Here is a 14322-nt window from a genome sequence, read left to right as displayed (position 1 = left end):
AGGAGGCATCAATCGGAATCGACGATCAGCCAATGGGGGCTGACGATTTTTTCGATCACCACCCCCCGTGGCGACTGGGTGCCTTCGGGGATCGACAACCGCAGAATCAGCGTCATCGCCCGTTTGCCGTTGTCGAGGTAGAGCTCGTACATCTTCCGCTCGAGGTCGCTGCCCCGCTTCAGGTAGCCGATCATGAAGTCCTCCGCGTCGGGGGCGGTGAGCTCGAATCCCCTCCACACCTGATCATCGCGGAACTCGTGGCTGTAAAAGCCGCGAAGATCCGGCGCCACCTTGACCCGGAAATCCATGGCCTGGCCTTCGGGGCGTTCGCTGACGAACTCGTCCCATGGCATCGGTTGGTGGCGGACCGAGGTTTCCCAGTCGATCCGCACCGAATCGGGACCGGTTTGTTCGAGAAGAATGGGCTCCAGTTCCTCCTGGTCTCCGTTGCCGGATGCCACCGTCACCACCGACTTCCAGAAGGTGCTCGTGCCGATATTGAGAGGTTCGAAAACCATCAGTCTCCGGAACTCGCGCGGTTCGATGTTTCTGTTCCGATACCATTCGCGGATCAAGGGCTCGACCCGGTCCGGATGGCGGACGTGGGGAAGCAACTCCTCGACCGTGCCGGCGGCGAGATAGCGGGTGATCCGGCCTTCGACCTCCGCGACCAGGGCCTCGGCCTCGAGTTCGGCGGTGACGTCGGCCTCGACCCGTTCGCTCGCCGCCTCGCGCGCGACTTCTCCGGTGCCGGGTTCGTCGTTCCGGCCAACCAAGGTCGAGCCGACCACGGCGAGCACCACGATCAGGGCGATCAGCACGAACCAGCCGTAGGGCACCGGCTTGCGGGTCCCGACCCATTCCTCCTCAGGGTCGCGGGCCTCCTCCTCGGCGTCGATGATGACGTCGATATCCGGCTCGTGGGTGCGGCGTTCCTCGTCGGTGCCACCGGCATCCAGGCGGGTGGCCTCTTCCGGGGGCGGAGCCACCGGCAGGCGGTCCACGGGTTCGGCTTCGACGGCTTCGTCGGTGCTCTTGAGCCGAAGGACGTCCTCCGAGGGCGTTGCCTCGTCCTCGATGACCTTCAGCTCCTTTCTTTTCCCTCGATCGTTCACCCGGGGGGACGAAAGCCCGAATTGCCATTCGACGCAACCCCCCACGCCAGCCTAGAACTTTTCGACCTCGCCCCGCATGCCCGCCCGAATCCTGATCGTCACCGCTGCTTTCGGCGAAGGCCACAACAGCGCGGCCCGCAATCTGGCGCTCGCCTTCGGCGATCTGGGCGCCGAGGCCCGCGTGGCCGATCCCTGCATGGTGGGCATCCCGTGGACCACCCGCAACCTCTGCAAGGCCTACCGCTTCGTCACCACCCATCAACCGCGCCTCTGGAGCCGGATCTACCGGGCTACGGCCGATGTCGATTTCTCCCGCCAGCGGATGCCCTTCATGCGGCGTTCGGAGGCGGCGCTTGCCGGAATGATGGACGATTTCAACCCGGACGCAGTGGTCTCCACCTACCCGCTTTATCCGTATTTCCTCGACCGGATCGGCACCGCCCGGGGCAAGCCGGTGCCGGTCTTCACAGCCGTCACCGATTCGATCGAGATCAATGCCGCCTGGTTGAAGGCACCCGGCACCCGATGGCTGGTCACCGATCATTTCACCCGGGACATCATGATCGATCATGGTCTCGAGGCGTCGCGCGTCGTTGAGACCGGCTTTCCGGTGCCCCCTTCCATCTCGAGGCTCCGTCCACTCGCACCGGATGCGGCGGTGAATCCCTTCGATGTCCTCTATTTTGCCACCGCCAAGTTGCCGCATGTGAGGAGGATCTCGAAGGCGGTGCTCCACGCCCATCCGGACACCCGGATCACCATCGTCCTCGGGAAGAACGTCCGCCTGCTCTTCAAGCGTGCCCGCGAGATCAAGGAGCGCTTCCCCGGAAGGGTGAGGATCAAGGGCTGGACCCGACGCGTGCCCGAGCTTCTCGGCAGTCATCACCTCGTCATCGGCAAGGCGGGCGGGGCCACCGTGCACGAGGCCATCGCCGCGACCTGCCCGATGCTCGTCCACCACCTCGTGCCGGGGCAGGAGGAGGGAAACCTGGCGCTGCTGCGGCGGATCGGTGGCGGCGAACTGGCGGATTCTCCCGAGGCGATCCATCGTCACACCGCCGCACTGCTCGCCGACCGCGCCGCGCTGTGGCGTCGCATGAAGCAGAGCCTCGCCCGGCACGGCCGGAATGCCGGGGCCCTGACCGCCGCCCGCTACATCCTCGAGCAGATCGCCCGGCGCTGATCCCCCCGATTCGAATCCCGGCACCCGTTTCATTCGTCATTCGGAAACTGTTCAACTCCCCCATGACCTTCCTCTTCGACATCGGAAAAGTACTGTTGGACTTCGACTTTGAAGGCACCTTGGAAAGTCTGTTGCCCGCGGGTTCCAGTGTCTCGGCGCTCGACGCCTTGCTCGAGGACAAGGATGCGTTCGAGAGGGGCGACATCGCGCATGAAGACTATCTGGCCCGGGCGCTCGGCATCTTCGGTCCATCGGTGACGAGGGAAGAATTCGAGCGTGCCTGGCGCGACGTGTTCACCCCGAATCTTCCGATGTGGGATGCGGTGGAGCGCCTGGCGGCGGACGGTCACCGGTTGCTTCTCTTTTCCAACACCAATGCCATCCATTGTCCGTGGATGCTCGAGGAATACGACATCTTCCGGCATTTCGAAGCCGGAACCTATTCCTTCGAGGCCGGGTGCCTCAAACCCGAACCCGAAATCTATCAGCGGGCGATCGCCGATCACGGGCTCGAGCCCGCGTCGACCCGTTACATCGACGACCTGTCGGCGAATGTGGAAACCGGACGGGCGCTGGGCCTGCGAACCCACCACTACGACCTCGAAGATCACGCAGCCTTCGAATGCTGGCTCACTGCCGAGATGGCACTCACCCGGTGATTCTCTCGTAGAGCGCGAGTACCTTGCGGGTCATTGCATCGAGGGTCACCTCGCGGGCGACCAGTTTGTAGGACGGCTCAAGCTTCGCCTTCAGAGCGTCGGGTTTCTCAAGAGCCAGGCGCAGACCCCGCTCGAGCTCGTCGACCGAGTGGGTGTCCATCAGCGCCTCTTCGGGCAGGAATTCGGGGGCGAACCCGACCTTCGTCGAAATGCACGGCACCTGCATGTGAAGGGCCTCGGCCAGGGTGTAGGGCCCGCCTTCGTTGCGGGAGGCGACGATGAAGAGATCCGCGCACCCCATCAGCCCGACCGCGTCATCGCGATGACCGGCCATCCAGACCCGGTCGGACAACTCCTGCTTCGCAATGATCTGCTCCAGCTGTTTCCGCTGGTTGCCGTCGCCGACGATCCAGAGCTTGAAACCGGGAACCCGGGCGGTGGCTTCCAGAAGGAGGTCCATTCCCTTGGCGGGGACCAGCCGGCCGACGGTGCAGAACACCGGTTCATCCCCACCGACAAAGGGTGGATCGGTGGCCAGGGCGGCTTCCCGCGTGCCGGACGGTGGAGGCTCGATCGAATTCCAAATGACGGTGGCGGGGATGCCGCCCAGAGAGTCGCGCACCTGGGCCGAGGCGGTGATCACGGCGTCGTAGTCGCGGAACGGTGCCGGACTGCGCTTGATGTTCTGGACGGTCGCCACCCGCTTCATCCGGCCGAGACCCTTTCGGATCGAGCGCACCAGTGCCCCGGCCTTGTTGGCGTGGGCGTGGACGATCTGGGCACGGGTCGAAAGGATGCGCTTGCGCAGCGCCGCCCGGTTCAGGGGATTCAGGCGGCCCGCCCGCATGGGGTGGGGGATGAAGCGGACGTCCTTGGAGAAGTGAGGACGCATGGTCTCGTCGGCCACGGCGCTCACCTCGTGCCCCAGCGACGCCTGGCGATTCGCGAGTTCGATCACGTTCTTCTCGAGCCCACCCTTTTCGCCGACGCTGGCAAGCACATGACAAACCCGGAACATGGCTCGGAGCTTCAAGTTCCAAGTTCCAAGTTCCAAGTTCCAAGTTCCAAGTTCCAGGGTTTGGCACTTGGAACTTCTCACTTGGAACTTCGCCGCCGTAGGCTGCGCCCATGCGCATCGTCCACGCCTGCAACCTCCAGTTCGACAAGGACGGGGCGCACCTGTGGAACCAGGATCAGAAAATCCACCACGGCCTCGTGCGGCTCGGGCACTTTGTCTATCCGTTCTCGATCAACGACCGGGCACGGATGTTTTCGCCGACCGGGAGCAAGACCTTCGGCAAGGGCAGGACCCAAAAGGCGCTGATCGAAACATGCCGGAACGTGCATCCCGACCTGCTGATCCTCGGCCATGCCCAGTGGATTTCGGCCGACACCCTGCGCGAGATCCGCCACCTCCTTCCGGAGATCCGGATCGGCCTCTGGTATGTCGACCCGCTCTGGGACGAGGAGCCCACCCGCCACCTGCGCGACCGGGTGCCGGTGCTGGACGCGCTTTTCTGTTCGACCGGCGGTCCCTTGCTGGAGTCGTTCGCCACGGCGGATTGCCCGGCCCACTTCATTCCCAGCGCGGTCGATGCGGGCATCGAATGCCATCGCGCCTTCGAGACGCCCGACGGAGAAATGGTGCACGACCTCCTGTTCTTCGGTCGCGACAAGGGGCAACCGGAACGCAGGGCCTTTCTCGAGGAGCTGAAGGCGCGGCTGCCCGACCTGAGCCTCGGCTACTACGGCTGCCTCGACCGGCCGCTGATCATGGGTTGGGAGAAGGAACAAGTCATCCGCCGCTCGAAAATGGCGCTCAACCTTTCCCGGCGCAACGATGTCGAACTCTATTCCTCGTCACGCATTGCCGAGTTGATGGGCAACGGCATCCTCACCCTCACCCCGCGTGGGGCGGGACTGGAGAAGCTCTACGCCGAGGATGAGATCGTTTACTTCGAGGGCATCGACGAACTCGTTGAAAGGGTCCGGCGGTTCGTCGGCGACCGCGAGGCCCGCGAGGCGATCGCCCGCAAGGGATGGGAAAGGAATCACCGCGACTATTCGGGCACGGAAGTGGCGCGGATCATGGTAAATGCCCTGTTGCCCGATGCGGCCGGTCGTTGAGGCGTGCCGCAATCCGCCCCACGGGTTTCGTTGACAAGCCATTCGTAGAACCCGAACTTCAACGAAACTCATGACGACGCCTGAGGACACGTATGCGATCGCGCGCATCGATCTGCCGGGCGCCAGCACCCACGGCTGGCAGGTTAGGCTGCAGCGTCGTGGCCGGAAATACGGCAAGTTCTTCGCCGATCGCGTGCACGGCGGAACGCGCGAGGCTTATCGCGTCGCCCGCGCCTGGCGCAACGCCCTGATCGAGCGTCTCGACGAGCGCGAGTCCGGTCCCCGGGTCTGCCTGAAGTCGGCGCGCAACTCGTCGGGAGTGGTCGGGGTGTCGAAGGTCGCGGTCTCCGCCAGCAACGGGGAGACGTATTTCTTCTGGCAGGCCACCTGGTGTCCGGAGCCCGGTCAGCGGCGCTGCGTGAAGTTTTCGATCCGTCGCCACGGGGACCGCCAGGCCTTCCGGCTCGCGGTCGAGGCCCGCCGCGAAGGTGTGAGTCGGTAAGGTGCCGACGGTTTCCGCTTGGCAATCCCGCGCAGCGGTTCTGAATCGCCCTGATGTTCAGCGCCAGCCAGCTCACCGAGGAACAAAAGCAGTCGCTCCAGCAATGGGCGGCGGAAGGGGCCTCGATCGCCGACCTCCAACGCCGGTTGAAGGACGAGTATTCCCTGACGATCACCTACATGGATGCCCGCTTCATGGTGCTCGATCTCGGAATCGAAATCCTCGAGGAGAAGGAGGAGGAGGAGTCCGACGGGAAGCCCGAGGACGAGACCTTGGTGGATGCCGTGCCCGAGATGTCCCCGGGTGCCGTGAACGTCAGCATCGACAGCATCGCCATCCCCGGAGCGGTGGTGAGCGGCAAGGTGACCTTTTCCGACGGCGAGACCGCCGTGTGGATGATCGACCAGATGGGCCGCCCCGGCCTCGATCCCGACACGCCCGGCTACCGCCCGTCGCAGGAAGACATCGAGTCCTTCCAGAAGCAACTCAGCGAGCTGATGCGCAAGCAGGGAATGTGAGCGAAAGGAGCGTCCGCCCTTGCGTTACGAGAACCAGCGCACGCCGGCCTTGAAGAGCGGTTGGTGCTTGTTGCCGGGGATGTTTTTCGCGACGTGGGTGCCGCGGCGCTCGGTGTGGCCCATTTTTCCAAGCACCCGGCCGCAGGGGCTGGTGAGGCCCTCGACGGCCGCGTGCGAGCCGTTCGGGTTGTGGGCGATGTCCATTGAAGGCCGGCCGTCGGCGTCGCAGTACTGGGTCGCGATCTGCCCGGCGGCTGCAAGCTGTTGGAGGGTCTCGGCGTCGGCGATGAACTTGCCCTCGCCATGGGAAACGGGGACCCGATGAAGGTCGCCCTCGCGGCACCCGGCGAACCACGGGGAAAGGGTGGAAGCGATGCGGGTGCGCGCGTAGCACGAGACGTGACGACCGATGTCGTTGTGGAACAGAGTGGGTGATGCCGGGTCGGGCTCGCGGATCTCGCCGTAGGGAACGAGGCCGGTCTTGATCAGGGCCTGGAAGCCGTTGCAGATGCCGAGGATGAGGCCGTCGCGGTTCTGCAGCAGGTCCATCACGGCCTCGGCGACTCGGGGGCTGCGCAGCACGGCGGTGATGAACTTGGCGGAGCCGTCGGGTTCGTCCCCGGAGCTGAAGCCGCCTGGCAGGAAAAGGATCTGCGACTCGCGGATTTTCGCGGCCAGAGCGGCGAGGGACTCGTCGAGGTGGGCGGCGGTGAGGTTGCGGAAGACGAGGATTTCGCTTTCTGCCCCGGCTTCGCGGAAGGCCTTGGCGGAGTCATACTCCGAGTTGGTGCCCGGGAAGGCCGGGATCACGACCTTGGGGGCAGGGAGCGGGGAGCGGGGAGCGCGGAGTGGGGAAGGCGGAGATGCGATCGGAAGATCGGCGGGAACCGATGAGACGGGGGTTTCCTCGGGCCGGGTGGGATAGACGGGTTCGAGGGTGCCGGTCCAGGCCTTCAGGAGGTCATCGAGGGAGTGGGATTGATGGCCGAGTTCGAGGATGGGCTCGTCGGTGACGGAGCCGATCTCGACGGCACCGAGCGAGGGGTGCAGGGGTTCGCTGTGCTCGATGAGGAAGGCGGCCGGCATGGGGGGGGTGCCGATTCGGAGATCGGCGGTCCGTTGGAAGCCGAGGTGGTTGCCGAAGCAGCAGACGGCGAGGGCATGGGCGAGGCCCGGGCTGCCGACATGCTTCATGGAAAGGATGCCACCGGACTTGTTGAGGCCGTGGAGTTGGGTCGCGAGGGCGAGGATGGCAGGGTAGTCGGGAAGTCCTTCTTCGGTCGGAGGTACCTCGACGAGGCTCACGGTGGAGCCGGCTTCCTTGAATTCGGGGGAGAGCGCGAGGCTGGCCTGACCCGGCGCAAGAGCGAAGGAGACCAGCGTCGGCGGGACGTCGAGCTCGTTGAAGGAACCCGACATCGAGTCCTTGCCGCCGATGGCGGCGAGACGCAGGCCATGCTGGGCATCGAAGGCGCCGAGCAATGCAGCGAAGGGGAGTCCCCAGCGGGACGGATCGTCGCCGAGCTTGGGAAAATATTCCTGCAGGGTCAGGCGGATGTCGGACAGGCGCGCTCCGGCGGCAACACACTTGAGAGCGGACTCGGTGACGGCCCATGCCGAACCGTGGAAGGGGGAATCGGAACTACGATACGGATCGTAGGCCCAGCTCATGTAGGAGCAGGTGTCGGTGTCGCCTTCGAGCAGGGGGAGCTTCGCCACCATGGCATCGGGCGGCGTGAGCTGCCTTTCGCCGCCGAAAGGCCAGAGCACGGTGCCGGCACCCACCGAGCCGTCGAACATTTCGCCGAGGCCCTTCTGGGAGCAGTGGTTGAGCTGCGCCAAGTGATCAGTGATCGGTGAGCAGTGATCGTTGTCCTTCGGCGGTGTGGGTGAGTTGACGTGGATGGTGGCGCTCTGTTGGACGCCGTTGGTGTCGAGGAAGGCGCGGGAGAGATCGACGATCGTCTTGCCGCGCCAGGTCATGCGCAGGCGCCCGTGGTCGGCGACGGTGGCAACATGGGTGCATTCGAGATTCTCGGCGTCGGAGGCGGCGACAAAGAAGTCGAGATCCGCCGGGTCGACGCACACGGCCATGCGCTCCTGCGACTCGGAGATGGCCAACTCGGTGCCATCGAGACCGTCGTATTTCTTGGTCACCGCATCGAGTTCGATGTCGAGCGAGGGGGCGATTTCGCCGATGGCGACCGACACGCCGCCGGCGCCGAAGTCGTTGCAGATCTTGATGCGCCTGGCCAGATCGGCGTTGCGGAAGAGGCGCTGGATCTTGCGTTCGGTCGGGGCGTCGCCCTTCTGGACCTCGGCGGAATTCTCGAGCGCGGAGTCGTCGTGTTCCTTCGAGGATCCGGTGGCACCGCCGACGCCGTCACGTCCGGTGCGGCCGCCGATGAGCAGGATGAGGTCGCCGGCTGACGGGCTGCCGCGGAAGACGTTTTCCCGCGGCGCGGCGGCCACCACCGCCCCGATTTCCATGCGCTTCGCGAGGTAGCCGGGGTGATAGACCTCGGCGACCTGTCCGGTGGCGAGGCCGATCTGGTTTCCGTAGGAGGCGTAGCCTTCCGCCGCAATCTGGCAGATTTTCCGCTGCGGCAGCTTCCCCGGAAGCGTTTCCGAGAAGGGGGCGAGTGGATTGGCGGCACCGGTGACGCGCATCGCCTGATAGACGTAGGAACGCCCGGAGAGCGGGTCGCGGATGCAGCCGCCGAGACAGGTGGCGGCACCGCCGAAGGGCTCGATCTCGGTCGGGTGGTTGTGGGTCTCGTTCTTGAACTGGATCAGCCATTCCTCGGAGCGGGGGGCGGAGAGCGTGGAGCCGGGAGTGGGGGAGATCTCGACCGGAACGATGATCGAGGCGGCATTGATCTCCTCGGACTCCTCGAGGTTGTCGAGTTCGCCCGAGGCGCGCAGCTCTCGCATGCCGGCGAGGGCGATATCCATCAGGGTGACCGGCTTTTCCTCGCGGCCGAGCTTCCCGCGGACGTCGAGGTAGGTCTTCCACGCCCGCTGGATGGGTTCGGTGCCCTCGTCGAAGGTGACGTCCTCGATCCGCGTCAGGAAAGTTGTGTGGCGGCAATGATCCGACCAGTAGGTGTCGAGCATCCGGATCTCGGTGATCGACGGGTCGCGCTGCTCTTCGCCCGAGAAGTACTTCTGGCAGAACGCCACGTCCTCGGCCGACATTGCGAGGCCGAGATCCGCGCGCACCGTCGCGGGATCGCGCTCGCCGAAGCCTTCGAGAAGCTCCACGTCCGGTGGCGGAGGGGTTGGATGGTCGAGCGTGTCCGGCAGGGCCATCGACGCTTCGTGCGAATCCACGGCGTTGATCACGTAGCGCTTGATCGCGTCGAGTTCGGCCTCGGAGATAGAGCCCTCGAGCAGGATCACGCGGGCCGAGGCCACGACCGGGCGCTCCTTTCCGGTGAGGATCTGGAGGCACTGGGCGGCGGAGTCGGCCCGCTGGTCGAACTGCCCCGGCAGATACTCGACGGCGAACGCGCGAGTACCGTCGGGGATCGCCAGCTCCCGGAGTGCGACATCGGTCTGCGGCTCGGAGAGCACGTTGGCCACGGCCAGATCGAACTCGGCATCCTCGAGGCCTTCGAGGTCGTAGCGCTGGACGAGGCGGAGCCCGTTCAGATGGCGGAGTTCGAGAGACTCCTGGAGTTCGCGCAGAAGGCGGCGGGCTTCATTGGCGAACTCAGCTCTCTTTTCGACGAAAACGCGGTGCATCGGAAAGTCGGAGAGCGTAGCGGCCCCGCGTCCAAGGGCAAGGCGGGGCCTCGACTACTTTGGAGAGTAATGGGAGGCGCTGCCGGACTCGATGCAGCCGGTGAGCCACTCGATGAGCGCGGCGGCCTCGTCGCTTTCGCGGCGCAGGGAGTCCAGCGCCGACCAGTCGATGTGGTCGCGGTAGCGCGGGGCGGCGATCCGGTCGAAGTTGAGCCGTTCCATCAGCGCCTCGGTCTCCTTGGGGTGGGCGTTGAGGATGTTGGCGGCCCGCGGGAGATCGTCGAGGACCTCGATGGTGATGCCGAAGGAGCTGACGCCGACGCCGAAGGCGGCGTTGAGCGCCCGCAACCCGTCGGCCAGGGCCTCGTCCTCGATCGGGGTGGCGTAGATCAGGTCGCCTCCCTGGGTCCACATGGCCGACGACAGGGCATGGAAAAAGTCCTCACGGAAGCCGTGGAGCGAGGCCTGGATGCGGAGCCGGGTGGAGCAGATGCGGAAGGGGGGCAGGCCCAGCCGCTGCTTGAGGGCCAGCATGCGGGCGTCGAGCGCCATTTCGGCATCGGATTCCTCGTCGCCGGTCTGCCAGTCGACCACGACCATCTCGGGGAACTTCCACAGGTTGCCGAGCGGGGAGCCGGAGGTGAAGGCATTGCGAAATTCGAAGGGGAAGTGCCCGTTGACCTCATTGTAGCGGCGCACGATGGCGCGGAATTTTTTGACCCGCTCCAGGGCGTGGTCGACGGCCTCGCGGTTGTCGCTGAGGTCTTCGAGCCTGCCCTGGCTGAGTGCGACGAGTTCCTGGGCTCCGGAGAGTGCCGGCACGGGGGCGGTGCGGCGGTAGTAGCCCTGACCCTTCTCGACCTTGGCGATCGGCGAGGCCGGGTCGCAGGACATGATCGAAAAGTGGTAGCGCAGCGAGGCATCCGAGTAGTTGCCCGTGAGTTGCAGTCGGACCAGGCGGATCAGCTCGGTTCCTTTGATCGCCTCCGACGGATTGTTGGGCAGGAGCGAAGGTAGCAGGTCCGAGAGCTGGGTGCGGAGACTCATGGGGGTCGTGGGGAATCAGACGAAAGCGTCGTGGAGAATCCAACGGAGCCGCTCGTTTCCCGGCAAGCTCCAATACAAAAAATGAGGCAATTTGCCGCCGGATTCCCTCCGATTTTTTGAACAGCGGGGCGGGCTTGCGCGTCGGAGGGGAACAAGCGATGGTCATGCAGATGATGAAATCATGGATTTTGAGGATGGCGGCGGTGGGTCTGATGACCGCCCCCGCCTGGGGTCAGGACGCCGGGCAGTTGATGGAGCGGGCGCGGATTGCGGCGACGCTGCAGCAAAGCGATCTGCATGGGGAAATCAGCAAGGGACGCACCAAGTTGCCGATTTCGCTGTTCCTGCGGGGTGAGAACATCCAGTTCACCACCGGTGAGGGCCGGAAGCGCTTCCACATGCGACTCGGCGACGATCAGTTCGATCTGTTCGAGATCGTCGACGGCAAGCAGCGGGCTTTTCCCGCCGGTCAACTCGAGGAATCGATCGCCGGAACGGACCTGACCTACGAGGATCTTGCCTTCCGTTTCCTCTACTGGCCAAATCCCAAGCTGGAGGGCGACGAGCGGGTGAGCCGCAACGATTGCTGGAAGATCCGCGTCAACAATCCCGGCAACAAGGGTGCCTACGCGGCCATCTACGTGTGGATCCACAAGGACTCGGGTGCCTTCATGAAGATCGAGGGATTCGACCGCAGCGGCAAGCGGCTCAAGCGTTTCGAGGTGAGGGAGGTCCAGAAGGTCGGTGATGGCTACACACTCAAGGAGATGGATGTCTCGACGATGAACGGCGACCGGACGGCGAGTCGCAGCAAGCTCAGCTTCGATCGACCCAGGCGCGTGGTGCCGGGCGAGCGCTGACCGGTGGGGAGTGCGGCTTTGCAAGCCGCTTGAACTCGCGCTCGGCAGATGAAGCGGCTTGCAAAGCCGCGCTCCTGATTCAGCGCAGCAGCTTGAGCGCCACGATCCCGCCGACGAGGAGGATGCCGAAGGCGACGAAGCACCATTCCAGGTTCTTCTCGATGAAGGGGCGGAAGCGCTGCCCGAAGTAGCGGACGACGGCGGCGACCACGATGAAGCGAAAGCCGCGGCCGATCACCGAGGCGCCGATCAGCACCGGCAGGCTGTAGTTCATCATGCCCGAGAAGACGGTGAAGACCTTGTAGGGGATGGGCGTGATGGCGGCGAGGAGGATGCCCCAGAAACCGTATTCGTCGTACCACATCTCGATCTGCTCGCGGGTTTCGCCACCGCTGTCGAAGAGGTTCAGCAGCGGAATCGCCACCGGTTCGCGCAGGCCCCAGCCGATGTACCAACCGGCGATGCCGCCGAGGACCGAGCCGGCGGTGCAGATGGCCGCATACTTGAACCACTTCTCGCGCGCGCCGAAGCACAGGGCGAGCAGCAGGACGTCGGGGGGGATGGGAAAGAAGGACGACTCGGCGAAGGCGATGAGGAACAGGGCCCAGGCACCGCTGGGCTTGTCCGCCCACGAGACGGTCCAGTTGTAGAGGCGGCGGATGATGCCGTCTTTCTTTTCCAGGTCGGCTTTCGGGAGGGCGTCCATGAGGGCGCGGGAGATCTAGGGGGGATTGTGCGGATTGCCGAGGGAAAAGCGTGGAGACGAGCGCCCTCGCTCGTCCGGTGGCTGGACGGGGAGTCCCGCCTTCTATTCCACCTCGGGACGGGGATCGCGCTGCAGCAACTCGCGCATCGCCTCGGCCGCCGGCTTGTCCTCGTAGAGCACGGCGTAGACGCTGTCGAGGATGGGCGTGCGCACCCCCGCCTTGCGGGCGGCCTCGTGGATCGACAGGGTGTTGGGCACGCCCTCGGCCACCATGCCCAGTGAGTCGACGGCTTCCTTGAGCGTCTTGCCGGAACCGATCGCGTGGCCGACGCGGTGGTTGCGCGAGTGCTCCGAGAAACAGGTCACGATCAGGTCGCCGACGCCCGAAAGCCCGGCGAAGGTCTCCTTTTCGCCGCCGAGCGCGGTGCCGATGCGGACCATCTCGGCCAACGCGCGGGTGACCAGCGCGGCCACCGCATTGTCGCCAGCGCCGATGCCGTGGGCCATGCCGGCAGCCAGCGCGTAGACGTTCTTGACCGCGCCGCCGAGCTCGATGCCGGCGACGTCGTGGGTGGTGTAGGTGCGGAAATGAGGCAGCGTGAAGAGATCCTGCAGCGATTTGGCCAGCGCTTCGTCCTCGGAAGCGACGACCGCGCAGGTAATGAGCTCCTTGGCGATTTCCTCGGCGTGGTTCGGCCCGGTCAGGATGCCGATCGGATTTTCGGCAAACACGTCGCGCAGGATTTCGCTCATCCGTTCGCCGGTGTTGCGTTCGATGCCCTTGGCGCAGGAAAGCAGCGGGGTGGTGGCGGGCAGGCCGAGTCCGGCGAGTTCCTCGGCGACCGGTCGGATGGCGCTGGTGGGCACCGCGAAGATGACGAGTGGTTGGTCGAGCGCCTCGCGCGGGTCACCGGTGGCGCGGATGTTGTGTGGCAGCTCGATGTCGGTCAGGTATTTCGGGTTCCGGTGGTCGCGGTTGATGCCCTCGACGACGTCGGCCTCCACCGACACCAGCAGGACCGGATCGAGCTTGGGCGCGAGCAGTTTGGCGAGGGAGGTGCCGAGCGACCCGGCTCCGAGAATGGCGGCTTTTTGGAAAGTCATGTTGGGGAAAAGGGCTGACAACGAGGGCACGGACCTTACTTCTTCCTGCGTTCGAAGCGGTGTTCGGTCCCTTCGCGGAGTCGTTGGATGTTAGTGCGGTGCTTCCAGATGGCGAGAACGGAGATGAGAAGCGTGAATGCGAAAAGCGGCTTGTTCCAGGTGCCGTCCTGGAGTTTTCCGTGGTGCCAGGAACCGTAGAGCATGAGCGGTGTGATCGCCGCGGCGGCGACGATCGAGGCGAGCGAAACGTAGCGGGTGAGGAAGAAGGTCACGAGCCACACCACCACCAGAAGGATGACCGCGAAGGGCATCAGGGCGATCAGGACGCCGGCGGAGGTGGCGATGCCCTTGCCGCCCTTGAAGCCGACCCAAGGGGAATAGTTGTGGCCGAGGATGGCGAGCAGGCCGGTGAGCACCTGCAGCGTCTGCGCCTTCCACTGGCTCGCGGCGGGGAAGACGTGGGCGTGGGTTTCAAGCGAAGCAATCGCCATCGGGTTGCCGTTGAGTTGGCCGGAGGCATCGACGAAGCGGATGAGGCTGATGCCGAGCAGGGTGGGGATCAGTCCCTTGAGCAGATCGAGGATCAGGCAGGTGATGCCGTACTGCTTGCCGACGACCCGCAGCACGTTGGTCGCCCCGATGTTGCCGGAGCCGTGGGCACGGATGTCGATGCCCTTCATGCGGGCGATGATCAGGCCGAAGGGAATCGATCCGAGCAGGAAGGCGAAGAGGGGGCAGAGCCAGAGCGTCATGG

Annotated in this window: 13 protein-coding genes; 6 read left to right on the top strand and 7 right to left on the bottom strand. The window is 65.1% G+C overall.

The genetic code is table 11. The features are described from left to right. Positions 1 to 8 precede the first annotated feature (8 nt). The gene (locus ACG2LG_RS06435) at positions 9 to 1115 is read right to left on the bottom strand and encodes a hypothetical protein (protein WP_396257382.1); all 1107 of its coding nucleotides are present in this window, start codon (positions 1113 to 1115) and stop codon (positions 9 to 11) included. Between the two features lie 76 nt (positions 1116 to 1191). Between ACG2LG_RS06435 and ACG2LG_RS06430 the strand changes: the two genes are divergently transcribed. Then, positions 1192 to 2298, top strand: a complete 1107-nt coding sequence (locus ACG2LG_RS06430; protein WP_396257380.1) for a hypothetical protein — start codon at positions 1192 to 1194, stop codon at positions 2296 to 2298. Between the two features lie 62 nt (positions 2299 to 2360). Next, a complete protein-coding gene (locus ACG2LG_RS06425) occupies positions 2361 to 2957 on the top strand; it encodes an HAD family hydrolase (protein ID WP_396257379.1) in 597 nt (198 codons plus the stop codon). Here the strand turns inward: ACG2LG_RS06425 and ACG2LG_RS06420 are convergent. Continuing rightward, the gene (locus tag ACG2LG_RS06420) at positions 2947 to 3975 is read right to left on the bottom strand and encodes a glycosyltransferase (protein ID WP_396257378.1); all 1029 of its coding nucleotides are present in this window, start codon (positions 3973 to 3975) and stop codon (positions 2947 to 2949) included. The genes ACG2LG_RS06425 and ACG2LG_RS06420 overlap by 11 nt on opposite strands. 110 nt (positions 3976 to 4085) lie before the next feature. Here ACG2LG_RS06420 and ACG2LG_RS06415 point away from each other — a divergent pair, with 110 nt between their 5' ends. The 3 genes from ACG2LG_RS06415 (at position 4086) to ACG2LG_RS06405 (ending at position 6104) form a co-directional block, all read left to right on the top strand. Next, positions 4086 to 5084 carry a glycosyltransferase gene (locus ACG2LG_RS06415; RefSeq protein WP_396257376.1) on the top strand — a complete coding sequence of 333 codons (999 nt, stop codon included), beginning with the start codon at positions 4086 to 4088 and terminating at the stop codon, positions 5082 to 5084. Positions 5085 to 5154: 70 nt separating this feature from the next. Further along, a complete protein-coding gene (locus ACG2LG_RS06410; protein WP_396257375.1) occupies positions 5155 to 5586 on the top strand; it encodes a hypothetical protein in 432 nt (143 codons plus the stop codon). 53 nt (positions 5587 to 5639) lie between these two features. Further along, a complete protein-coding gene (locus ACG2LG_RS06405) occupies positions 5640 to 6104 on the top strand; it encodes a hypothetical protein (RefSeq protein ID WP_396257373.1) in 465 nt (154 codons plus the stop codon). A gap of 24 nt (positions 6105 to 6128) precedes the next feature. Here ACG2LG_RS06405 and ACG2LG_RS06400 read toward each other — a convergent pair whose 3' ends face one another. Both ACG2LG_RS06400 and ACG2LG_RS06395 read right to left on the bottom strand, forming a co-directional pair. Next, complete coding sequence (locus tag ACG2LG_RS06400) at positions 6129 to 9851, bottom strand: phosphoribosylformylglycinamidine synthase (protein ID WP_396257372.1); 3723 nt, start codon at positions 9849 to 9851, stop codon at positions 6129 to 6131. A 54-nt stretch (positions 9852 to 9905) separates the two neighbouring features. Beyond that, complete coding sequence (locus ACG2LG_RS06395) at positions 9906 to 10898, bottom strand: hypothetical protein (RefSeq protein WP_396257370.1); 993 nt, start codon at positions 10896 to 10898, stop codon at positions 9906 to 9908. A gap of 173 nt (positions 10899 to 11071) precedes the next feature. Between ACG2LG_RS06395 and ACG2LG_RS06390 the strand changes: the two genes are divergently transcribed. Then, positions 11072 to 11758 carry an outer membrane lipoprotein-sorting protein gene (locus ACG2LG_RS06390; protein WP_396257368.1) on the top strand — a complete coding sequence of 229 codons (687 nt, stop codon included), beginning with the start codon at positions 11072 to 11074 and terminating at the stop codon, positions 11756 to 11758. A 79-nt stretch (positions 11759 to 11837) separates the two neighbouring features. On the opposite strand, the gene ACG2LG_RS06385 is transcribed toward ACG2LG_RS06390, so the two are convergent. The 3 genes from ACG2LG_RS06385 to plsY form a co-directional block, all read right to left on the bottom strand. Continuing rightward, positions 11838 to 12464, bottom strand: a complete 627-nt coding sequence (locus ACG2LG_RS06385; protein WP_396257366.1) for a YqaA family protein — start codon at positions 12462 to 12464, stop codon at positions 11838 to 11840. A gap of 102 nt (positions 12465 to 12566) precedes the next feature. Beyond that, positions 12567 to 13568: an NAD(P)H-dependent glycerol-3-phosphate dehydrogenase gene (locus tag ACG2LG_RS06380; protein ID WP_396257364.1), complete on the bottom strand. Its 1002-nt coding sequence runs from the start codon at positions 13566 to 13568 to the stop codon at positions 12567 to 12569. 35 nt (positions 13569 to 13603) lie between these two features. Beyond that, complete coding sequence (gene plsY / locus ACG2LG_RS06375) at positions 13604 to 14320, bottom strand: glycerol-3-phosphate 1-O-acyltransferase PlsY (protein ID WP_396257363.1); 717 nt, start codon at positions 14318 to 14320, stop codon at positions 13604 to 13606. Positions 14321 to 14322: the final 2 nt, after the last annotated feature.

Source organism: Haloferula sp. A504 (assembly GCF_044385805.1).
GTDB lineage: Bacteria > Verrucomicrobiota > Verrucomicrobiia > Verrucomicrobiales > Akkermansiaceae > Haloferula.
Note: the sequence above shows the minus strand (reverse complement) of the source record. Positions and strands in the feature narration are given on the sequence as shown.